Raw genomic sequence first — 24,230 nt, 5'->3', positions numbered from 1 at the left:
AGACGAAATTAAAAAATTACCATATAAGATTAAGTCGGAAACCTATAAACGCGCTTAAATCCCTTTATTTCGTATTTTTACTCGTTTTTAGCTATGTAAATCAATGATGAGTACTCCCCGGACTGTTTCGCCTTTAGATTAGATCGTAATCCGATTTGAAATGCCTTAAAAAAATTCATTTTCCCAGATTTGTACTTTTCAGAAAGCAAACACACGTAAAAGGCATCGAATACCATTGGAAGGGTTTTTACAACTTTAAACTCTTGTTTTCCTAAAATTTTAGAAATCCCAGTTTGCGAGAAATGCCATAAATGTCTAGGCACATCAAAAGCGGCCCAAAACGTTTTATAATACTGTGCATCGTAACTTTTATAATTTGGGACTGCAATTACCAAAACACCGTTAGGCTTAAGAAGTCTTTTATAATTTTCTATATGCGAATCTAAATTTGGCAAATGTTCTAAAACATGCCAAAGCGTAATAACGTCGAAACTCTGATCTTTTAAAGAATTTATTTTAGAAGGATCGTGAACCGTATCCCCTACTTTTTTAATAGCTAATTGGCGCGCATCTAAATCTGGTTCGATGCCACAAGCATTCCATCCATTTGCTTTTGCTATTTGCAAAAAATCTCCTGTACCACAACCAACATCTAAAAGTGTTTTATCTGATGTATTAAAACTATTTATTAAATTCAATTTTCGTTTTAAAGCAATTCCTTTTACAACGTGATAGGCTTTTTCGAACAGATTTCGTTTAGAATCGGTGTGCGAAATATAATCTTCACTCTTGTAATATTGACCAAGTTCATCATCTTTTGGTTGTGGCGAGGTTATTAAGATATCAAGATTAATATCTCGATGTAATTCAAAATATTTTCCAGAAACAGAATAATCTTTACATTTTAGATACACATTGTTGGCCATTATATTTGTAAACTTAAAACAGAAATCTCTACACTTTTACCTGTAGAGATTTCTAACTATTGATATTTATTACATTTTTTATTCAAAATATTTAAACGTTCCACGTGGAACATCTAAATTATCTCCCCATATAAACAAGCAAAACAGAAATATCGTTAGGCGATACCCCACTAATTCTTGATGCTTGAGAAATACTTGTTGGCTGAATTTTTCTAAGCTTTTCACGAGCTTCAAAACTCATAGATTTAATCTGCGAATAATCGTAATTAGCAGGAATTTTTATATCCTCTAAACGTGTTAACTTATCGGCATTATTTTTTTCCTTTTCAATATATCCAGAATACTTCACTTGGATTTCTGTTTGCTCGATAATCTCTCGATCCAAATCATTTTCAGAAATATATTGTTCTACTTCTTCAATTTTACGCACATCGTCCATTTCAATATTAGGACGCGCAAATACTTTAAAAAGTTTACCAGACTGATTCACCACAGCAGAATCTTTACTCTCTAAAATTGGATTTATAACATCTGCTTTAACACTTAAATCTTTAAAAAACTGAACGAATTTATCCGATTTATAATGCTTATCCTCCATACGAATTAAACGCGCTTTAGAAGCCAAACCAATCTCATAACCTTTTGGAGTTAATCTAAAATCGGCATTATCTTGTCTAAGCAACGTTCTATATTCTGCACGTGAGGTAAACATTCTATAAGGCTCTTCCGTACCCTTTGTAATTAAATCATCTATTAAAACTCCAATATAAGCTTCGTTACGTTTTAGTACAAATTCTTCGCGTTCCTGAACTTTTAAACTCGCATTAATTCCAGCCATTAATCCTTGAGAAGCGGCTTCTTCATAACCTGTGGTTCCGTTAATCTGACCAGCGAAATACAAGCCTTCTACTAACTTCGTTTCTAAGGTATGTTTTAATTGTGTTGGAGGAAAATAATCGTATTCTATAGCATAACCTGGTCTAAAGAATTTCACCTTTTCAAAACCAACAACAGAACGTAATGCTTTAAACTGAACATCTTCTGGAAGCGATGTCGAGAATCCATTTACATACACCTCACAGGTATTCCAACCTTCTGGCTCGATAAACAATTGATGACGATCTTTATCTGCGAAACGATTAATTTTATCTTCTATAGATGGACAATATCTAGGTCCTAAACTTTTAATTCGACCATTAAACATTGGCGAACGATCGAAACCTTCACGCAACAAATCATGCACCAAAGTACTCGTATATGTCATGTAACACGAACGTTGTTTTGTTAAGGGTTTAGTAATATTAGAGTAAGAAAATTTTTCTGGAACTTCGTCTCCAGGTTGTTCAGACATTTTAGAATAATCTAAAGAACGACCATCTACACGAGGTGGTGTTCCTGTCTTCATCCTTCCCGATTGAAATCCTAAATCTACTAACTGTTCTGTAATTCCAGTAACCGCTCTTTCACCTGCTCTTCCCCCACCAAAATTCTTATCTCCTATATGAATTAAGCCATTTAAAAACGTTCCATTAGTAAGCACAACAGACTTGGCTTTCACCTCAATTCCTAACGATGTTTTTACTCCAGCAACCTTTCCGCCTTCTATTATTAAACCAGAAACCATGTCCTGATAAAAATCTAAATTAGGAGTTCCTTCTAACATCATTCTCCAATCTTCAGCAAAACGCATACGGTCACTCTGTACTCTAGGACTCCACATCGCAGGTCCTTTAGACTTGTTAAGCATCTTAAATTGAATCGCAGAAGTATCACTTACAATACCACTATAACCACCTAAAGCATCAATCTCTCTTACAATTTGTCCTTTGGCAATTCCACCCATTGCAGGGTTACAAGACATCTGTGCAATGTTTTGTAAATTCATTGTAATTAACAATGTACTACTCCCCATATTCGCAGCCGATGCGGCAGCTTCGCTACCTGCATGTCCTGCTCCAACTACAATTACATCGTAAACTTTATCAAACATTTAAATCAATTTATTATTAAAATTTATATAATGTTCCACGTGGAACAATCAATAAAAAAAATCTTATTTAGTAAGTTTGGCTAAATAATAATCTTCTTTACTCCTCATTACTTCGGCATCAGAATCTGTCTTATCCTTATAGCCACAATAGTGTAATACACCATGAATAATAACGCGGTGAATTTCATCTTCGAACTTTGTCTTAAAATCTAAAGCATTATCTCGAACGCGTTCTACAGATATGTATATATCGCCATGAATTTCCTTACCAATACAATAATCGAAACTAATAACATCGGTTAAGGTATCATGATCCAGAAACTCTACATTTAATTTATGAAGATATTCATCGTCACAAAAAATATAGTTAACCTCCCCTTCTTTACAACCTTCCTCTATAATAGTCGTAATAATCCAATTAGCTAACTTTTCTTCGTCGGCTATTTCAAAATCAGTTTCGTAATTAAAATATATCATTAGTTAATTCTTAAAATACTGTTGTACTTTTTGCTTAAAAGTATTCTGCAAAGGTAGGACTTGTCTATTTAATATTTCAGTAGTATTAAAATATTGTTTAGCCTGTGGTATTTTATCTGAAGTGGTATTAGAAAACGTACTAGAATTACTTTTAGATTCCCGTTTATCATCCTGATCTTGCTTAAACGTAGCGTCTTCCAACTTTAATAATTGATGTTCAAAATTAAGCATTTTCTCTAAGGTCTTTTCTGTAAATCCATCGTTTAACAATTCCATTTCCACCGATTCCATGTCCTTTAACAAACGATAACCTTCAGGTGTTAATCCTTCTTTTTCTAGACGTTCCTGCAACTGATTTCGCAACTCTTGTTGCCGTTGATATATCCCAAACAATTCACCACTCATCTCTTCATTGGATTTGTTACCCTGACCAGATTTTGAACCTTGTCCCTCCTTGCCATCTTCAGAACTTTGACCTTCCGAACCAGATTTACCAGATTTAGAACCTTCACCAGACTCACCTTCCTTCTCACCCTTCTTTCCTTCTTCGTTACCTTCTCCTTTAGTATGTTGTTTCATTTGTTTATTCAACTCCTCCTGACTCATAATAATATCTTCAAGTTGCCCCTCACTCTCACCAGATTTTTTACCTTCGGAACCTTGTCCTGAAGATGACGATGAATTTAATTGATCTTCCATATTATCTAAAATATTACTCAATAAATCTGCAAGTACATTGGCCGAAGAAAACACATGTTGCTGAGAAGATACCCCTTGAAAAATTTCGTTTTCAGAAAATTCTTCTAACGATTTATCTAGGTAAAAATAGATCTCAGCGATTTCATTATTTATAGCCTCCGACAACATGGGCTGACGTAAAGACAATGAAAACAAACTATCGTCAACATGCTCAAAATACTCTCTTAAATCGTGTTGCTTCCTTAGTTTTTGAGCATAGTTATTATGATTAATTTCAATGCCCTTAAAAGCATTCATCAGAGCTTCTTCATCGAACGAAAAAATTAATAAATTATCCAAAATCTGACGAAGCATTTCAGCATCTTCTTGCATTTGCTCTCCCCCATCCATCTGCATAGATTGTTGCATAGCAGAACTCATTTGCTTCATTTTTTGACCAGATTGCTTTTGCTTTTTCTTAGCATTCTCTTCGGACTTTTTAGGAGACTCACTTTCTTTAGACTCACTATCTTTTAATTCTTGCAGTGCCTCTTTTTGAAGTTTATCTACTTCCGATTCAGACTTTTCATCACGAGGCATATCCATTGGCTTTTTGAGCGCATTGTTTTCCTTTTGTAAAGCATCTAATTCCTTTTGGAACTCATCAAACTTTTTATTTAATTCGTCTTGCTTTTCAGAAGTATTCTCTTCCTTCGACTTCTCCGCTTGCTTTAACTGTTCATCGGCAAGAGTTTCTAGATCCTGTTGCAACTTCTCAGTTTTCTTAGCCACATAAAAACGTTTAGTTAACTCCACCAACTGTTCTAAACTACGTTTCTGTCTCTTATTTTGTTTACTTAAATATTTGAATTTCTCAGAAAGTTCTTCTTCACTTATTTTATCTTGAATCTTTTCCAATTCTTTTAATAAACGTTCATCTTGTTTTAACTGCTCTTCATTTTCCTTTAAACGTTTTTGAAGCTCATCCTTTAAGGGATCTGCTGTATTGTCCTTATCGAATTCTTCTAGATTTTTTTGAAAAGATTTATTGAAATTTTTCATCATCTTTTCCTGTTGCTCTTGACGTTTCAGAACATCCTTAATCTGTTTTCTATCGTTAAAATTTAAAGTCTTTTTGGTCTTACGTGTTTTTGAAATATCATCTAGCATTTTCTGATTCTCATCCAACTTCTCCAAAGAATTATTAAAATCCTGTATACCTGATTGTTGTTGCTGTAATAAGGTGTTTTTAGTTTCACTTTTAGTCTTTTCGCGATAACTAAACACTTCACTCTTTTTACGCTTATATCCGTGTAGTTGGTCATTATCAAACACTTCAAAATATAAACTATAAGACACGCCTTCTTTTAGCTGTAATTGATTTGGAAACGCCGTTACAAATTGATCGACGTTGAATTTAGAAATAGCAATTGGAATGGTAGATTTAGCAGATTCGTTATCTGTTTCAAAATACACCAAATTTAAATTACGCAAACCGTAATCGTCACTCACCTGACCTTTAAAATACATTGTTTTTAAATCGACCGTATCGCGAACCATTTCCACTTTTAACTCTGGAAATTGATCTTTGATAACATCAATAGAAAAATTTAAACTTTCGTAGTTTGTAAGATTTTTATTACTAGTGCTTAAACTGTAATTAAAATTAGAATACACCTGTTTTGAGCCTTCAAAATTATTTCCAACTTTTGAAAAAGCCATAGTATCTGTAGCGAATAAATGAACCTGATCAGTCGCTTTCGTATTTAATTTCCAAGTCACCTTTGTACCTTCTGGTACAATGGCATTTCCTGTACTTTTTAAAACCTCATCCTTTTTATTAATGTAATTAGGATATTCTAAAACCATATCAAAACCTAATAATGTTGGCACTTCAACTATAGCCAATTTATACGGTTTAGATGTGACGCCATTTGCGTGAAGCTGAAATATAATATCTGTTTTAGGCTTATTAAAAACATATTCAAATTCTCCAGAACCTAAATCTTGTAAAATGTAAGTCTCGTTATTAAAAATGATTTCAGCTTGTTCAGGAATTACACTTCCTGCTGTATTAATATGTAATTTAAAATCTTTGTTCTCTACCCCATTTAAATTTTTATTTAAAACAAAAAACTGAAATGGTGCTGGTGGCTCGTAAGCCGTTTTATAATCTACCACACGTTTATAGCTATCGGTAAACCAATTTATTTTTCCAAGCGCTAGAAAAATTAACAAAAGACAAACCGGGAGAATCGCGTATTTTAAATATTTTAAATTCTGATTGAAATTAACGGCTAATTTAAAAGGTACCGGACTTAACTCTGAAGCTTTCTGATTGATACTCGCCAATAACAATTCCGATTTCGAGCTATCGTTATGAAGTTGTAAAACATTCAATAATTTATCATTCACTTGTGGAAAATGATTTCCAATTAATTTAGAAGCTTCTTCGTAATCTATCCCTTTTTGAAGTTTGAATAATTTACTTAACGGAAGTACTATAAATTTTGCAAAGAGTAACACCTCAACCAAAACAAACATCCAAAATAAAATGGCTCTAGCGGTTGGGCTTAACCATAAAAAATGTTCGACTAAAAGCGTGAGTAAAAAATACAAAAGTCCGATAGAAAAAAACAAGATTCCACCTTTAATAAGTTCGTTAGTATAATAACGCCTAATAAAGCCTTCAAGTTTTTGTATTATAATTTTATAATTATCCAATCTACTGTGTATTTAACCCACTAATCTACAATAATAATTTTAGCTGTAATAGTCTGCAAATGTAACATTCTGTTAAATTGAAATCTATAAAATAATTATTGATTTGTTTAAATCTTTCATCTTTACACATATCAGAGTATCTTTGCGGTCTTAAATAAAAAAACATGACTAAAGATGTTCGTGTGCGTTTTGCACCCAGCCCAACAGGACCACTTCATATAGGTGGTGTACGTACGGCCTTATTCAACTATTTGTTTGCTAAAAAACATAACGGAACTTTTGTTTTACGTATTGAAGATACCGATCAAAACAGATATGTAGAAGGTGCCGAAAATTATATTATTGATGCCTTAAACTGGTGTAACATACCGTTTGATGAAGGTCCCGGAAAAAACGAAAAATTTGGTCCTTACAGACAAAGTGAACGTAAAGATTTATACAAAGCGTATGCCGAAGAGTTAATAGCTTCTGGAAACGCATATTACGCTTTTGATACTGCTGAATCTTTAGATGCACATAGAAAAGATCATGAAGCTAACGGAAAGACGTTTATTTACAACTGGCATAACCGTTTAAAATTAAGCAATTCGTTATCACTTTCTGCTGAAGATGTACAACAAAAATTAGATGCTGGAGAAGATTACGTTGTGCGTTTTAAATCGCCTCAAGACGAAACCTTACATTTAAAAGATATGGTTCGTGGCGATATAAAAATAGATACCAACATTTTAGATGATAAAGTTTTATTTAAAAGTGATGGGATGCCAACTTACCATTTAGCAAATATTGTAGACGACCATTTAATGGAAATCTCGCATGTTATTCGTGGTGAAGAATGGTTACCTTCTCTTGCTTTGCATTATCAACTTTATAAAGCCTTTGGCTGGGATGCTCCAGAATTTGCACATTTACCATTAATTTTAAAACCTACAGGTAAAGGAAAATTAAGCAAACGTGATGGCGACAAATTAGGATTCCCAGTATTTCCTTTAGAATGGATTGACCCAAAAACTAACGATGTTTCACGTGGATATAAAGAAGATGGTTATTTTGCCGATGGTGTTATAAATTTCTTAGCCTTTTTAGGATGGAATCCAGGGACAGAACAAGAATTATTTAGTTTAGACGAACTTGTTGAAGCTTTCGATATAGAACGCGTAAACAAATCAGGAGCACGATTTGATCCGGATAAAATTAAATGGTTTAATCACCATTACATGCAAGAGCAAAATAACGATGAACTTGCTGAAGCATTTAAAGCGCAACGTGACGAATTAAAAGATATCGACGTGAATTATATCGCGATGGCTGTTAATTTAATTAAAGAACGTGCAACATTTATCTCTGATCTATGGGATTTAAGTAGTTTCTTCTTCGAAGCACCAAAAACTTACGACGAAAAAGCATTCAAAAAAGCCATTAAAGACGACACTAGAGCGCTTTTAAGTGAATTAGCTACTCTTATTAACACTATAGAGGATTTCTCTACAGAAACGCTTCAAAATACTGTAAAAGGATGGATTACATCTAAAGAGATTGGTTTTGGAAAAGTTATGATGCCTTTACGATTAGCTTTAGTGGGTGCTTTACAAGGCCCAGATGTTTTCGACATTATGTTTATGATTGGAAAACAAGAATCTATCGCACGTATTGAAAACTTAGCTACAGCTATTTAATATATAAATACACTTCAAAATAATAGGTTATAATTATTTTGAAAGGCATAAAAAAAGCACGTTTTAAAAACGTGCTTTTTTATGCTATATAATTAAGTATTGCTTACTGCTTAATAAACTTAAAATTAGTAGCAAAACCTTTGAATGATACTACATACATTCCTTTTGTTAAGTTAGACACATTAACCGAATTATTAGTTTGTGTTATTGTCTGATGTAATACTTTTTGCCCCATCATGTTATATACACTAATTTGGTGCTCGCTAGATATATTTTTGAAAGAAATAACATCGCTAGCAGGGTTTGGATAGATAGAGATATTAGTTATAATTTCTTCACTTTCCTCTACAGCTAATGCTTTAGAAGAACATACGTAACCTTCTACATCGTAACCTCTATTGTTAATAATAGCAATAACTTGTTCAATATTACTACATCCTAAATTCATATCTATTGCCGCTTGACGAATTGCAGACATCGCTTCTTTTTGTGTGCTTGTGCTACCTGTCATTGCTATACCTTCTAAAACAATTTTATCTGTAGTTTCTTTTCCAAGCAATTCCCAAACTTCCATTAAAGTACTTGAAAAAATTTGTCCGTCTTTATGTATTTGTCCAGTTAATCCTTCTGGATAACTAGCTTGGTAATCTGTAACACGTCCATCCCAAAATTCGTTATGTCCATCCCACTTAAATAAATTGTTATAAGATGCATTCGATCTTGAACTGTTATTACTTTCTAAACCTCTACTATAAGATTGTGCCCAATAATCACCAAAACCTTCACTTAAACCTTCTACTTGAGAAATACTACCTCCAATTAACCATTCGTGAATTCCGTGACCTAATTCGTGTACAATTACATCTGCATCTTCTGCATCATCTACTCCACCTGTACCAAATTTTAAAACACCTCCACCGTAAGATGAATTGTCTGAACCGTTAAAAGCGTGAGGATCGTATAAAATAACACCATCGTTGTACATAGATTTTAATGCAATCCCTAAGGTTTCATTAATATATCTCATGTTCTTATCTATATGGTAGTAAGCGTTTACAGCTTCAAAACCATCTTCATCTCTTGTAAAACTAAATACTGGTGATTTTTGTTGAAACAATCCAGTAGCAGGATTTTGTATTTCTTTAATTTCTAAGTACTCTCCTTTTAATGTATATAAACCATTTTCGCTATTTGCAATTAAGAAAGAAACATCTGTACGCGCTTCATCTAAATACACATTAGTTTGATCGTCGTTGTCTACAAAGTTTCCACCATAAACTTGGTTAGTAGAAGATAATGGATCTGGATTAAATATTTTTCCTGTAACCTCTACCATAGAAGCTCTTGAAGTACTCTCATTTTTATGATCGTCGTCATGAGCATGGTGATAGTGAGCAATATCATTTTTACTAATTACTTCACCAGAGTGTGCATCTATAATAGTTTCCCAGAATCCGTTTAACGTTTTAGAGTTCGTAGTCACACGATATACTAATTGTGTAGTTCCTTCATTATTATAAACTAAAAGTTCAGAATCTTTTTGAGTAATTGTACCCTCTATAGCTAAAGCTTTAGCTGCTGCAGTTACAGCATCATCAGATGTTAAGGTAGGAACAGTATTAATTCTTGAAATTGTATTGTCAAAAGAACCTGTATGAAAGGTTACTTCACTATTTTGTGAAACGTGAACAGCCATACTAGCATTATAAACAGGTACGTCGTTAACATATTGCTTATATCTTAAAGTCTCACCAGAAGCACCAACTTGATTGTGTACAGTTCTAAGTTCGTAAGATTTTTGAGAAGCTAAATTATTAAAGTTCTCTTGTAGCCAAGTGGAAGCAACTTCCTCATTTTTGGTTTGTGAATAAGTAATTTGGGTAGGACAAATTACAATACTCAACAGAAATAATATCCTGTAAATCATAGTAGCAGATTTGGTTAAATGCATGATAAAAGTATTACTTAGTGCTTTATTCCAAGGGCTACAGTGCATTAAAACGTTGAATTGGATTTTTTTTCAGTTAAACGAAAAATGACCTTACAGTTCATCTAAGAAATGTGCATTTTAAATTTTATAAAAAAATAAAATGGAACAGATTGGATCTCGCTTTTTACAAAAATTAGGCCTAAAAAGGCAGATAAATCTCTATCTTAAAGAAGATATATGATCTCATTAAAATTATATAGACTAAATTTATAACCAGATTCATTAACCCATAAAATTATATATATGTCCGTATTGTTTATACCCATTGTATTTCTCTTATTACTTGTATTGTTTCTTTCCTTTTTTACAGTGAAGCAACAATCTGCAGCTATTATAGAGCGTTTTGGAAAATTTAAAAGTATTCGCCATTCTGGTTTACAAATGAAAATTCCGTTTATCGATCGTATTGCCGGTCGAATGAGTTTAAAAATTCAGCAATTAGATGTTATTGTAGAAACTAAAACTAGAGATGATGTATTTGTACGTTTAAAAATATCGGTTCAGTTTAAAGTGATTCAAGAAAAAGTGTATGATGCATTCTATAAATTAGACTATGCGCACGACCAGATTACATCTTATGTTTTTGATGTGGTACGTGCCGAAGTTCCTAAAATGAAATTGGACGACGTTTTTGTTAAGAAAGATGATATCGCCATTGCGGTTAAAACAGAACTGAACGATGCCATGTCGGATTATGGATACGATATTATTAAGACTTTAGTAACAGATATCGATCCCGATGCACAAGTTAAAGAAGCCATGAACCGTATTAACGCATCTGAACGTGAAAAAATTGCTGCTCAGTTTGAAGGAGATGCACAACGTATATTAATTGTAGAAAAAGCTAAAGCAGAAGCCGAAAGCAAACGTTTACAAGGACAAGGTATTGCAGATCAAAGACGTGAAATTGCTCGCGGATTAGAAGAATCTGTCGAAGTTTTAAATCGCGTAGGTATAAATTCTCAGGAAGCTTCTGCCCTAATTGTAGTTACACAACATTATGATACGTTACAATCTTTAGGTGAAGAAACAAACAGTAATTTAATTTTATTACCAAATTCTCCACAAACAGGAAGCAACATGTTAAACGATATGGTGGCTAGTTTTGTAGCAAGTAACCAAATTGGTGAAGCCATGAAGGAAAGTAAAAAAAATCCTAAAAAGTTAGAATAATTATAATTTCTAAATATAGGAGTTCGTTTTAAAAAACACAAAACCCGTTTAAAACAATTTTAAGCGGGTTTTGTTATATATAGCAAGGAAATACATTTATTAAAATATATTGTCTTTTAGAAGTGATCTATGAACTTTATTTTTGATAAATTAAAATTATTATTATAATAAAATAATAGAAATTTATTATACTGTTCATGACGTTGAAAATCAAGAACTAATTGTAATAATTAAATGATAAATAATTTCTCTCTTTACCAATTCATATTTATTAATAGATTTGTTCCAAATGGAAAAAAAACAATTTGTTAATTCAATACATTATTTTAGGGCAGTTGCCATTATAATAATAGTATCCGGTCATTGCTTTGAATTAATTAATTTTGATAATAAAAATATAGTTTATAAGTTAATTACTAAATCAATTCAAGGAGGAACTGCTTTTTTTGTCTTTATTTCAGGCTATTTATTTTATCATATTTTTTACCAAAATTTCAATTTTAAAAAATTTATAATAAAAAAAATTAAATATGTACTTGTTCCCTATTTATTTTTAACAACTATACTTTGCCTGTATTTGTTTTTTGATACATCTCAAATCTTTGAAACAAGTATCTTGATGATTTATTTATCTGGAGGAATTGTATCAGCCTATTGGTACATTCCATTTATTATGATTGTATTTATTTTATCACCGCTTTTTATAAAATTTATTACCCTTGATAACAACCAAAAAATAGTATTTATCATTATTTCTTTAATCATTTCACTTTATATTCATAGAGGAAATATTACTACTAACCCTTATGCGTTTCTACACAATGTTATTTATTACACTCCCATATATTTGATGGGAATATATGTATCTATAAATAAAAAAAGTATTCAAAAAAAACTGAAAGGAAAGGAGTTTTTTATTCTAATTTTAGGCTTTTTAACTGTTATACCATATGTTATAAATTCAACAAATAATTTTTTAGAATATATTAAAAAAGCAGATTTAATGATTCTTCAAAAAGTTTTTTTTATACTCTTTTTCTTTATTTTTTTAGAAAGATTTGAAAATACAAAAATTAAAATTTTAAATAAATTAGCTGAAAATAGTTTTGGTATATTTTTTATTCATTGTATTTATATTCAATTAATAATAAAAGTGATGAACTCTTTAAATATTGAATTTCGGAATGATTATTTTATTTATATTTTAGGAACAATTATTGTCATTTCGCTCTCTCTATATACTACGTTAATCACAAAAAAAATATTTGGTAAAAATAGTAGATATTTAATTGGAAACTAAAAAACAAACCTCCTTAAAATTTTAATATTCTGCGTATAATCCTCCGAAAATCAACATCCTAAACGCTTCAATAATTAAAGGTATAACTAAAAAATCATAGCGTATTTAGGTATTATTTTTAGGACCGATATAAAATTAAAAAGCGCCTTAACAAATTTGTTAAGGCGCTTTTCGTTTAACTAATAAATCCAATTCACATTAAAAGAATGTTCTGAGGAAAATTTATATTATTTATTGTCTCTCCAAGGCTTGTAATTTTTATACGCAGGTCCTTTTAATTTTGAACGCTCAGAACCAATTACAATTCCAGCATACGTTTTATCAGAATCACTACGCTCCCATGCCTTTTTATTTTTATATTCGGGACCTGTAACCTGTTCCTTATTAGTCTCTACAGCTATCACGGAAGCGGTAGTTTCATGTTCCCAAATTTTATAATTTTTATATTCTGGTCCAGTAAAATCATTTCTATCTTGTGCAAATGCAATACTTGTAGACCCTAAAAGTAAACCTAATACTAAATATATATTTTTCATGCTATGCTATGTTTTTTTGTTTAGTACAAAATTAAGCCATACATAGGGTGTTTACAGGTCACAAAAACCACGTAATCGGTATCCGTATAAATACGGATAAAATATTAAATCAGATTTATTTCAGTGGCTTTCTTTATAAGTTCGGCTGTATTCTTTACATCTAACTTTTTTAAAATATTAGCGCGATGTGTTTCTATAGTTCTGGTGCTAACAAACAGTTTAGAGGCTATTTCTTTAGTTGTTAATCCTCTAGAAATCAAACCTAAAACTTCCTTTTCTTTATTAGAAATTATATTTTCGCTAATCTTTTGCTCCGACATAAAATTTATCATCTTTTCGGAGATTGTCGGACTAAAATATTTTTTACCCTGACTCACTATTCGAATCACTTTTATGAGTTCATCCTCATCGGTATTTTTAAGTAAATATCCATAGGCTCCTGCTTTAGCACTTTTGGCAATGTAATTCCCATCGTTATGCATAGAAATAATAATAGGCTTGATGGTTGGACTCTCATTTTTAAGCGCTTTTAATACGTCGAAACCATCCATATTAGGCATAGTAAGATCTAATAAAACAATACTAACATCTTTATATCTCTCTATCGCATCCATAAAACCAATACCGTCGCCCACAGAAGCTAAAACCTCTATATCGTTATGTTTTATAAGAAGTTCCTTTAAACCATTCCTAAAAAGCTCATGATCGTCTGCTATTATAATTTTTATTTTATTCATAACTCTATTGGTAATTCAATTTCAAAAGTTGTATTTCCTGTTTCAGATTGCATGTAAATTTGGCCATTACAAATGTCTACACGTTCTTTTATATTGGTAATTCCAGAACCTAATTTCACATTTTCTAAATCAAATCCTATACCATCGTCAAAGTAAAAGAGCGATATAAAATCATCGAATTCCGAAAGTGAAATCCTAATATTATTAGCATTAGAATGTTTTAAAGCATTATTAACTAATTCTTGACCGATTCTAAAAATATTTATAGCCTGATTTTTAGTGATTTTACTCACATCCCCTTGTGTTAAATCTTCAAATTCAATCGAAATCCCAGACGTTTTTTTAATTGTATTTACAAAATTTGTTAAGGCAATACCTACTCCAAAATCATCTATAGTAGATGGCATTAAAGCATTAGACATTAATCTAATTTCAGAAATTGTACCATCTAAAATTCGTATCATTTCAAACCTCTGATTTTTATCTTGTATATGATTTTCGATATAGAATTTTAAGGAGGTTAATAACGGACCAACACCATCGTGTAATTCTCTAGACAATCGGCGTCTTTCATTCTCCAAACCATCTACCAATTGACGCTTGGTATTTATACTATTCTTATTTTCTTTATTTCTAAATTCAATAAGCTTATCCCTCATTTTAATGAGACTTTTCCCCAATACGTCGTGTTCACTTTTTGGAACGTAATGAGAATTAAGATTCATTTTACCCAACTCTTTCGAAAAAACAACGGCACCCTGCAACGATTTTTTTAAATAATCTAGTGCTTCAAACATGTCCTTAACTTCGCTTGGATTTTTTACAAATTGCTTAGTCTCATTATAATGGCCTTCGGCCATAATTTTCAGACTTTTTCTCATATTAGCAATAGGATTTGTTATAATTCGAGTAAGGAAAAGTGATAAAATAATAGCGATAATCATTATTAAAACGGTTAATCCTAATAACTTCAATCTTAGTTCTTCCAAAGGAGCTTTAACTTCACTCTTATCTATTTCTGAAAGTATAGCCAGTTTTAGGTAAGAAACGTTAATCGGACTGTACACACTATAAACTTCTACACCTCTATAATCCTTAAAAACACCTCTACCAATTTTACCAGAAAATGCGTCTATAACACCCTGCGTTTTAACCGCAATAGTCGATGGTGTTTTTTCGGGAATAAATCGAGATTGCGATCGCATATAAAAATCTGATCCCACCAAATAAGATTCCCCACTACTTCCCATTCCAGCACGTTCTAATAATATATTTTTGATTTTATTATATGCTATAATCTTAACCTTTGGAATACCATTATAATCGGAAACAAGTCCAATAGTAGTGTTTCCTTGCGGTTCGTAAGTAGTTAAATCGTAAATTCCAGGTGTATTAAGTATATGTTCTGGAACGTTAAAATTTAAAGCGACAGTATCCTTAGAAGTTTCATTTAAAAATGAATTCCATTCACTGTTGATTAAATCTTCAACCTGAATTTGTTTTAATGTTTTTACAGAATTTAGCTGAAGTAATATTCTGTCGTCTAAAACCTTCGAAAACTCATTATAAAACGTAATAGACAACATGAATATCACGAAAAATATCACGCTGTTTATAATGATTAATATTAGAGTTCTTAAATTCATTAATTAGCCGCTGTCACATCTATGTCGTCGTTTCCATAAATCATAGTAATAAAGTCATTTTTATCGATAGCTCCAAAATATTCGGTAAGTTCTGTATCTTTTAGAGCATTTTTAATAGCTGTTTCTTCGTAAGGCAGTCCGATAAAAATAGCTGAAAGTTCTTCAACCGATTTTTTTCCAAAGAAATCTCCAAATACGGTAAACTCGGCGATGTGTCCTTTTTCAACAAAAATTCGCAAATCAATTTCACCTATAGGAAAACGTTTTGTACGCTGAATATTAAACTTAGGCGAACGCCCGTAATTCCAGTTCCAATCGTCATATTTATCTGCTTTTAATTTGGCAATTCCTTCACGATCTTCTGCTGTAAATTTGTAGGTTTTAAAATTTTTATCGTTTGCATATAAACCTTCTAAAATTAAACTTCTAAAAGCTTCTATAGTTAATGGTTCCTCTAAAAAATCGCTAATATTTGCCACCCGACTTCTAACCGATTTATGACCTTTAGATTGAATTTTACTCATCTTAACTTGTAACGCATTAGCCACTTCGTTTAAGTCGGTACTTAACAACAACGTTCCATGACTAAACATGCGTTTTCCAGTAGTAAATTGTGCTGTTCCGGAGACTTTTTTACCGTCTATTAAAATATCGTTTCTTCCAATAAGTTCGGCTTCTATTCCAAAGTTTTTCAAGACTTCGATAACTGGTGCAGTAAACTTTTTAAAATTATGCATACTAGCATTATCATGATTGGTGATAAAACTAAAATTTAAGTTTCCTAAATCGTGATATACAGCTCCTCCTCCACTAATGCGGCGCACCACGTGAATGCCTTTTTCTGTAATATACTCTTGATTTATTTCTTCTAATGTATTTTGATTTCGGCCAATTATAATTGATGGTTCGTTAATGTAAAACAACAAATAATCGGTATTAGTATCGAAATGCCTTAAAGCATATTCTTCTAAAGCCAAATTTAAATGCGGATCTGTAACGCCTTCGTTATCTATAAAAACCATACTGCAAAAATTAAAAAGTTGTTTTACAAAAATACTTAGAATCCCCGTAATAGATTACAAATCTCACTTATCATTTTTAATTATTTGAAACAAAAAAGCCTTGAAATAAGAACTATTTCAAGGCTTTATATATCAATTAAATTCAGATTATATCTCTGATGCTTCTGCAACTAAAAGCGCATTACCATCTGTTAATCCTTTTTCTATAAATTCATTAATAGCAGCGTTACGTTCTAAGCCATTTTTAAGCAGTACTTGCAACGTTAACATGGCGGCGATACGTGTACCTACTTTTTTAGCCGCAGTTCCAAATAACGGCTCTAATTCGTCGTAAGACACTTTTTCTGCCAATTCTAAAATATCGGCTTTAATTTTCTCACGTTTAGCATCTGGTAAATTCGTATATTTTTTACCAAATTGCTGTATCACATCTATAGCCTTACGTTGTGGCTGATTAGATTTAGGCTGATTCTGATTTTGATTCGCTTGCGCTTTTGGTTTTTCTTTTGTCCAAGAATCACGTAAACCAACTGTTTTATTAAAAATTAATTGCTCTGAAGTTGAATCGTAATCGACATTAAAATACCCTAAACGTTGAAATTGAAAACGCTCGCCTACTTTTGCTTCTTTTAAGCTCGGTTCTACGTAAGCCGTAATTAATTTTAAAGAGTCTGGATTAATAAAATCCATAAAGCTTTTATCGGCATGACTATCTGGAGATTCGTCCATAAATAATCTGTCGTATTCTCTAACTACAGCTTTAACTGCATGTTTTATAGACACCCAATGCAAAGTTCCTTTTACTTTACGCAAACTTGCTTCTGTGCCACTACCACTTAACGTATCCGGATCGTAACTTACATGAATTTCGGTAATGTTACCGTTATCATCTTTTACAACGCTTTCTCCTTTAATGATGTATGCGTTTTTTAAACGGACTTCTTTTCCTAAAGTTAGTCGGAAATATTTACTATTCGCTTGTTCTTTAAAATCGTCACGTTCAATATACAATTCGCGAGAAAATGGCACTTGTCTAAATCCAGCACTATCGTCTTCCTGATTATTTTCTGCTTCTAACCATTCTTCTTTATCTTCTGGATAGTTAGTAATTACTAACTTCACCGGATCTAAAACCGCCATAACACGCGGTGCCGTTTTGTTTAAATCTTCACGAATACAAAATTCCAATAGCGAAACATCGATTACATTTTCACGCTTAGCCACCCCAACAGTTTCCACAAATTTTCGGATTGCCGCTGGCGTATAACCACGACGACGTAACCCAGAAATTGTAGGCATACGCGGATCGTCCCAACCGTTAACCACACCATCTTCCACCAATTGCAATAACTTACGCTTACTCATAATGGTATAGCTTAAGTTTAAACGTGCAAATTCGCGTTGTTTTGGTCGTAATTTATCTACTACAACCAATTGGTCCAAAAACCAATCGTAAAGCTCTCTGTGAGGTTTAAATTCTAAAGAACATAAAGAATGCGAAACCTGTTCTATATAATCGCTTTCACCATGCGTCCAATCGTACATTGGGTATATACACCATGTATCTCCTGTACGGTGATGTTCCTTCTTTAAAATACGGTAAATAATAGGATCACGCATTAACATGTTAACATGTTGCATGTCTATTTTAGCACGTAAAATATGTTCGCCTTCGTCGAATTCTCCCGCTTTCATACGGTTGAATAAATCTAGGTTTTCTTCTACGGTTCTATTTCTAAACGGACCATCGACACCAGGTTGTGTAGGTGTTCCTTTTTGTTCGGCCATAGCTTCAGACGATTGCGAATCGACATAGGCTTTTCCATCTTTTATAAGTTGAACTGCCCAATCGAACAATTGCTGAAAATAATCTGAAGAATACACTTCCTTATCCCACTGGTAACCTAACCAAGAGACATCTTCTTTAATCGCGTCTACATATTCCTGCTCTTCTTTAGCAGGATTAGTATCGTCGAAACGAAGGTTTACAGGAGCATTATAACGTTCACCTAAACCAAAACTAATTCCGATAGCTTTAGTGTGCCCAATGTGTAAATACCCATTAGGTTCTGGTGGAAAACGAAAACGTAATTTATCTTGAGATATTTCGGTTTTTAAATCGTTTTCTATAATATGTTCAATAAAATTGAGTGATTTTGTTTCTTCAGACATAAATTGATATGAATACCTATTAAAAATAAAGCGCAAAATTAATGAAATATCCGCTTGCTTACTATTAATCTAAGAGATAATGATTAATTTTATCCAAAATATTCATCCATAAAACATCATTTATTTATAAGCTTATGGGCATTATAAAAGTAGAAAACATAAGAATTTTCGCTAATCACGGTTGTTTAACCGAAGAGACAAAAATAGGTAGCGATTACCGTGTGGATTTGGTTATAAAAGCCAATTTACAAAAATCGGCACTTTCGGATAATCTGGTAGATACGGTAGATTATGTCTTTTTAAACAGAATTGTAAGAGAAGAAATGAAAACGCCTTCTTACCTTTTAGAAACTGTTGCTAAACGGATATTAGTAAGAATTTTAAACGAAAATAATTCAGTAAATAAAGCCACAATTAATGTAAGTAAACTTAACCCTCCTATTGGTGGTGATGTAGAAATGGTAACAATTAAAATGACGGAGAAAAGAAAAAAGTGAAAGTAAGTAGTGTAGAATCATAATTTTTTCTACATTTGCAATCCGTTAATTACGGCGTCGTGGCCGAGTGGCTAGGCAGAGGTCTGCAAAACCTTGTACAGCGGTTCGAATCCGCTCGACGCCTCTTCAAAACCTTCAAGTTTTCTTGAAGGTTTTTTTATGCACTAAAGTTAATCAATAGGAATATCGTAACTATGTTTAATCTCGCCCATAACGAAGGTTGTGTGGGCACTTCCTATATTTTTAATCGATCCTAAACTGTTCAATACAAAATCTTGATAATGTTTCATATCAGTTACAATTACCTTTAATAAAAAATCGAAATCTCCAGACGTATTATAACATTCTGTAACTTCCTTTAAAGATTTAATATCGTGAACAAATTTGTTCCCTATAATATTAGTGTGTTGCTTTAAACGAATACTACAAAAAGCGATTAAAGATTTATTTAATTTATCTGCATCTAAAATAGCAACATATTTTTTAATGTAACCTTCATTTTCAAGTTTTTTAATCCGTTCAAAAACTGGAGTTGGAGATAAATTTACGCGCTTAGCTAACTCTTTTGTAGTCACATTAGAGTTTTCTTGAAGTAGTTTTAATAGCTGAATATCTGTACTGTCTAATTGATGCATAGTGTTTTATTCTGTAAAGCTTATTTTATCCACATATAAAAAGATAAAACAAACATTATTATATACAATTTCAGGTTTATAATCCTATTTTTTAAAAGATTAAAGATAATAAGAATGTATTTATAATTTTGAAAAGATTTTAAAACTAATTAAAAAATTCAATAAATATGAAAACAAACCTCTTAGGATATCCTAGAATTGGAAGTAAAAGGGAACTTAAAAAATCTTCTGAAGCCTATTGGAAACATGACATATCGTTAGAAAATCATTTACAAAATGCGGCTAAAATTAGACAAGATAATTGGACATATCAACACCAATTAGGTGTAGATTTAATTCCCTCGAACGACTTTTCTTTATACGATCAAGTTTTAGATTTAACACTTACTTTAGGTTGTATTCCAGAACGTTATAAGGATGTTACATTAAAAGATAATCCGTTAGAATTGTATTATGCCATGGCACGTGGCATACAAAAAGAAGGGTTAGATATCATAGCTATGGAAATGACAAAGTGGTTCGATACGAATTACCATTTCATTGTACCTGAATTTAGTAAAAATCAAACTTTTGAACTTCTAAATTTAAAAGCTGTAAATGAATTTAAAGAAGCTTTAGAGTTGGGTATAAAAACCAAACCCATACTTATTGGGCCTGTGACATTTTTATTGCTAGGAAAAGAAACAGAATCTAATTTTCATCGCATAGATTTATTAGACAAATTACTTCCTGTATATTTTCAATTAGTTGAAAAATTAATCGATGAAGGTGCAGAATATATTCAGTTTGACGAACCCTGTTTAACCACAAATTTATCTGTAAAAGAACAAGAAGCTATTACCAAAACCTACACTAAATTAGCAGAAGCATTTCCTAAACTAAAAATTATATTAGCTAATTATTTTGATTGTTATGGCGACAATTTAGAAACTGTTCTAAAATTACCAGTTCACGCATTACACTTGGATTTAGTAAAATGTCAACTTCAATTAGATGATATATTAAATGCTGAAATTTTTAATACAAACACTATTTTATCTTTGGGTGTTATTGATGGCAGAAACATTTGGAAAAACGATTTTGAAAAAAGTTTAAAACACATTGAAAAAGCGACAGCTGTATTAGGAAAAGATAAGGTTTGGATTGCCTCTTCTTGCTCTTTATTACATAGTCCGATAGATCTAGATTTGGAAACTAATGAACAAAATTTACCACTTGAAGTTAAGCAGTGGTTAGCATTTGCTAAACAAAAAGTTCAAGAATTAGTCCAATTAAAAGCATTTGTTATTAATCCAAATTCTGATGAAAGTATAGTTAAATTAAAAGCAAACAAACATGCTATTTTAAACAAGAGCACATCAAAATTAATTCAAGATGAATCAGTAAAATCTAGAGTATCTAAATTAACTCCACAAGATAGTTCTAGACAATCTGTTTTTAAGCAACGCCAAAGTCAACAAAAAAGCATTCTAAATTTACCATTATTTCCAACCACTACAATTGGATCTTTTCCACAAACTAAAACCGTAAGAAGTTGGCGTTCTAAATTTAAAAAAGGTGACATTTCACAAACGGAATACGACCAATTAATTCAGGATGAAATAGAAGATACTATTCGTTTTCAAGAATCAATTGGATTAGATGTTTTAGTACATGGCGAATTTGAAAGAAATGACATGGTAGAATATTTTGGAGAGCAGTTAAATGGTTTTGCATTTACCAGTTTTGGTTGGGTACAGAGCTACGGAAGCCGTTGTGTAAAACCTCCAGTTATTTTTGGAGATGTCTCTAGAACATATCCTATGACCGTAAATTGGACAGCTTATGCACAATCCTTAACAGACGTTCCTGTAAAAGGGATGCTTACAGGACCCGTAACTATACTACAATGGTCTTTTATTAGAAATGACCAACCAAGAGCCACAACTTGTAAACAAATCGCTCTAGCGATACGTGATGAGGTTTTAGATTTAGAATCTGCTGGAATAAAAGTGATTCAAATAGATGAACCAGCCATTAGAGAAGGTTTACCTCTTAGAAAAGAAGATTGGAAAGCGTACTTAGATTGGGCAATAGAATCTTTTAAAATTTCGGCTTGTGGTGTAGCAGATAGTACACAAATACACACACATATGTGTTATTCTGAATTTAATGATATTATTGATAGCGTCGCTGCCTTAGATGCAGATGTAATTACTATTGAAACCTCACGTTCTAAAATGGAATTATTAGATGCTTTTGTAGATTATAAATATCCGAATGAAATTGGTCCAGGTGTGTATGATATACATTCACCAAGAATACCGAATTCTGAAGAAATAGAATTGCTACTAAAAAAAGCCTGCAACTTATTACCTATTGAACATATTTGGGTAAATCCAGATTGCGGACTAAAAACAAGAGATTGGCCAGAAACTAAAGAAGCACTAACTCACTTAGTAAATACAGCAAAAAAATTAAGAGCAGAATTTCAAATAGAAGCGTAATAAAAAAAGAAATCCAGAGCTATTTTATACAAATACTCTGGATTTTAGATGTTTAATGTAACGGATTAATTTGCTCTATAGTATCTTTTAATATTTCTTTTTCTTTTGGGAAAAATCCTTGAAGGAGTAACAAGACTCCAAATCCTAAAATAACCAGAGATACTATTTTTTTAGTTTTAAAAATAATACGAGGTGTTAACTTACTTCTTAATGCTTTAGCCGCTAATATTTTAAAAATATCAACAATAAAATAAACGGCTAGAATAGTACCTAAAAAGACATGAATACCATATTCATTATCGGTCATAGAGTTTCCAATTACTATAAAACTCAACCAACCTAAAAGCACACCTACGTTTATAAAATTTAGCAAAAAGCCTTTCATAAATAGCTTTCCATAATTCTTCTGAACTTCTACACTGTGATATTCCCGTAATATGGTTCGAAATGATTTTTGTGCCTTTACAAAAGATATAACGCCATAAACAACCAGTAAAACACCACCAAAAACAAAGAAATTAGGATCGTCTTTAATCCGATCTAATATACGACTCGTACTATAAAATGCAACCACTATAAAAAAAGCGTCGGCAAGTATGACGCCTAAATCGAATATAAGAGCGCTCTTAAACCCCTTTGTAGCGCTAGTTTCTAGCAATACAAAAAAAACTGGTCCAATAGTAAAGGATAACAATATTCCGAACGGAATTGCTCTTAAAATGTCTTCTAACATATCATGCGATCTCTATCGCAAATTTAGTAAAACTTAAAGGAATTAGTCCACTCTTAGGATTCTTCCGCCTAAAACTTTGTTTTCGTTTACTTCTTCTGGTTTTCCATAAATGTAAACATCTCCTCCAGCACGGATAGTAGCATCTACAGTTTTTGATGCTTTTACATGCGCTTCTCCCGCAGCATGAATAGTCACTTTAGACGTTTCTGAATCTAATAATTGACCATTATAAATACCACCTGTTAAAATATTAATCTGTTCATTTTTAGAGGTTCCGTTGGTTGTAATCTCTCCACCAGTAATAGATTTTACAACTACGAAAGATGTGTTTAAAGGCACATCTATTTTAGCACCTTCCTGGGCTCTTAATTCAATTTCAAATTGCTCTATAACATCCTTAGAACTTATAGACGAACCTTCGTTTGCATCGATAACATCTATAGATGTGTAATACACATTCACCTTAGTACTTTCGCCGTTAAAGCTATTATCTAAGCTCATTCTAATTTTTAAAGTTCCATTTTTATTAACCGTTTCTACATGGTTCGCACTGTTTCCAGTAATTTCAACTTTGTTAATATCAGATTTAATAAGATTAACCTGAATTAAATCGTAAACTTTAAGTTCCTTAAATTCTCCAACTGTTTTTTCTACTTTGTCTTGAGCATGTAATCCAAGAGATAAACATGCCATAAATAACACAACTAACTGTTTCATTTTCAATGTATAATATAATTTTACTAATACGCTAAACAGCATGAAAACTTGAATCTATTTCAAATTTTCATGGTTTAATTTACTATCAATACAAATCATTATATTGATGGTTTTT

18 protein-coding genes and 1 tRNA gene are annotated in these 24,230 nt (G+C 31.9%); 6 read left to right on the top strand and 13 right to left on the bottom strand.

Going from position 1 to position 24,230, the window contains the following annotated elements:
- Positions 1-77: 77 nt before the first annotated feature.
- The 4 genes from AC0UBM_RS05735 to AC0UBM_RS05720 form a co-directional block, all read right to left on the bottom strand.
- Entirely contained in the window at positions 78-926 is an 849-nt protein-coding gene (locus AC0UBM_RS05735) for a class I SAM-dependent methyltransferase (protein WP_475688006.1), read from the bottom strand.
- Positions 927-1,044: 118 nt separating this feature from the next.
- Positions 1,045-2,916 carry a tRNA uridine-5-carboxymethylaminomethyl(34) synthesis enzyme MnmG gene (gene mnmG, locus AC0UBM_RS05730; protein WP_475688005.1) on the bottom strand — a complete coding sequence of 624 codons (1,872 nt, stop codon included), beginning with the start codon at positions 2,914-2,916 and terminating at the stop codon, positions 1,045-1,047.
- A gap of 63 nt (positions 2,917-2,979) precedes the next feature.
- A complete protein-coding gene (ybeY, locus tag AC0UBM_RS05725; protein ID WP_475688004.1) occupies positions 2,980-3,393 on the bottom strand; it encodes an rRNA maturation RNase YbeY in 414 nt (137 codons plus the stop codon).
- A 3-nt stretch (positions 3,394-3,396) separates the two neighbouring features.
- Positions 3,397-6,795 (bottom strand): hypothetical protein, encoded by a 3,399-nt coding sequence (locus AC0UBM_RS05720; protein WP_475688003.1) that lies wholly within the window; start codon positions 6,793-6,795, stop codon positions 3,397-3,399.
- Between the two features lie 164 nt (positions 6,796-6,959).
- On the opposite strand from AC0UBM_RS05720, the gene gltX reads away from it, so the two are divergent.
- Positions 6,960-8,471 (top strand): glutamate--tRNA ligase, encoded by a 1,512-nt coding sequence (gltX, locus tag AC0UBM_RS05715; RefSeq protein WP_475688002.1) that lies wholly within the window; start codon positions 6,960-6,962, stop codon positions 8,469-8,471.
- A gap of 103 nt (positions 8,472-8,574) precedes the next feature.
- Here the strand turns inward: gltX and AC0UBM_RS05710 are convergent, their stop codons facing one another.
- A complete protein-coding gene (locus tag AC0UBM_RS05710; protein WP_475688001.1) occupies positions 8,575-10,422 on the bottom strand; it encodes a T9SS type A sorting domain-containing protein in 1,848 nt (615 codons plus the stop codon).
- A 282-nt stretch (positions 10,423-10,704) separates the two neighbouring features.
- Here AC0UBM_RS05710 and AC0UBM_RS05705 point away from each other — a divergent pair, with 282 nt between their 5' ends.
- Both AC0UBM_RS05705 and AC0UBM_RS05700 read left to right on the top strand, forming a co-directional pair.
- Positions 10,705-11,634, top strand: coding sequence for an SPFH domain-containing protein (locus AC0UBM_RS05705; RefSeq protein ID WP_414035882.1), 930 nt, complete (start codon positions 10,705-10,707; stop codon positions 11,632-11,634).
- A 289-nt stretch (positions 11,635-11,923) separates the two neighbouring features.
- Complete coding sequence (locus AC0UBM_RS05700; protein WP_475688000.1) at positions 11,924-12,934, top strand: acyltransferase family protein; 1,011 nt, start codon at positions 11,924-11,926, stop codon at positions 12,932-12,934.
- Between the two features lie 227 nt (positions 12,935-13,161).
- Here AC0UBM_RS05700 and AC0UBM_RS05695 read toward each other — a convergent pair whose 3' ends face one another.
- From AC0UBM_RS05695 to AC0UBM_RS05675, 5 genes are all read right to left on the bottom strand, one after another.
- Positions 13,162-13,470 carry a hypothetical protein gene (locus tag AC0UBM_RS05695; protein ID WP_414035884.1) on the bottom strand — a complete coding sequence of 103 codons (309 nt, stop codon included), beginning with the start codon at positions 13,468-13,470 and terminating at the stop codon, positions 13,162-13,164.
- Between the two features lie 104 nt (positions 13,471-13,574).
- The gene (locus AC0UBM_RS05690) at positions 13,575-14,207 is read right to left on the bottom strand and encodes a response regulator (RefSeq protein ID WP_434037225.1); all 633 of its coding nucleotides are present in this window, start codon (positions 14,205-14,207) and stop codon (positions 13,575-13,577) included.
- Positions 14,204-15,793 carry a sensor histidine kinase gene (locus tag AC0UBM_RS05685; RefSeq protein WP_475687999.1) on the bottom strand — a complete coding sequence of 530 codons (1,590 nt, stop codon included), beginning with the start codon at positions 15,791-15,793 and terminating at the stop codon, positions 14,204-14,206. Before AC0UBM_RS05685 ends, AC0UBM_RS05690 begins: the two co-directional genes overlap by 4 nt.
- A gap of 59 nt (positions 15,794-15,852) precedes the next feature.
- Entirely contained in the window at positions 15,853-16,875 is a 1,023-nt protein-coding gene (locus tag AC0UBM_RS05680; protein ID WP_475687998.1) for a lipoate--protein ligase, read from the bottom strand.
- A gap of 147 nt (positions 16,876-17,022) precedes the next feature.
- Positions 17,023-19,047 carry a glutamine--tRNA ligase/YqeY domain fusion protein gene (locus AC0UBM_RS05675; RefSeq protein WP_475687997.1) on the bottom strand — a complete coding sequence of 675 codons (2,025 nt, stop codon included), beginning with the start codon at positions 19,045-19,047 and terminating at the stop codon, positions 17,023-17,025.
- Positions 19,048-19,181: 134 nt separating this feature from the next.
- Between AC0UBM_RS05675 and folB the strand changes: the two genes are divergently transcribed.
- Together folB and AC0UBM_RS05665 are read left to right on the top strand one after the other, a co-directional pair.
- A complete protein-coding gene (folB, locus tag AC0UBM_RS05670; RefSeq protein ID WP_434037221.1) occupies positions 19,182-19,544 on the top strand; it encodes a dihydroneopterin aldolase in 363 nt (120 codons plus the stop codon).
- A gap of 53 nt (positions 19,545-19,597) precedes the next feature.
- Positions 19,598-19,668: transfer RNA gene (locus AC0UBM_RS05665), tRNA-Cys, on the top strand.
- A gap of 46 nt (positions 19,669-19,714) precedes the next feature.
- Here AC0UBM_RS05665 and AC0UBM_RS05660 read toward each other — a convergent pair.
- A complete protein-coding gene (locus tag AC0UBM_RS05660) occupies positions 19,715-20,179 on the bottom strand; it encodes an Lrp/AsnC family transcriptional regulator (RefSeq protein WP_475687996.1) in 465 nt (154 codons plus the stop codon).
- Between the two features lie 167 nt (positions 20,180-20,346).
- Between AC0UBM_RS05660 and metE the strand changes: the two genes are divergently transcribed.
- A complete protein-coding gene (metE, locus tag AC0UBM_RS05655; protein ID WP_475687995.1) occupies positions 20,347-22,665 on the top strand; it encodes a 5-methyltetrahydropteroyltriglutamate--homocysteine S-methyltransferase in 2,319 nt (772 codons plus the stop codon).
- 52 nt (positions 22,666-22,717) lie between these two features.
- Here the strand turns inward: metE and AC0UBM_RS05650 are convergent, their stop codons facing one another.
- Entirely contained in the window at positions 22,718-23,398 is a 681-nt protein-coding gene (locus AC0UBM_RS05650; protein ID WP_434037218.1) for a LysE family translocator, read from the bottom strand.
- A 42-nt stretch (positions 23,399-23,440) separates the two neighbouring features.
- Positions 23,441-24,115, bottom strand: coding sequence for a head GIN domain-containing protein (locus AC0UBM_RS05645; RefSeq protein ID WP_434037217.1), 675 nt, complete (start codon positions 24,113-24,115; stop codon positions 23,441-23,443).
- Positions 24,116-24,230: the final 115 nt, after the last annotated feature.

The organism is Formosa sp. F44, assembly GCF_056238645.1.
This window is presented reverse-complemented; position numbering and strand designations above follow the sequence as displayed.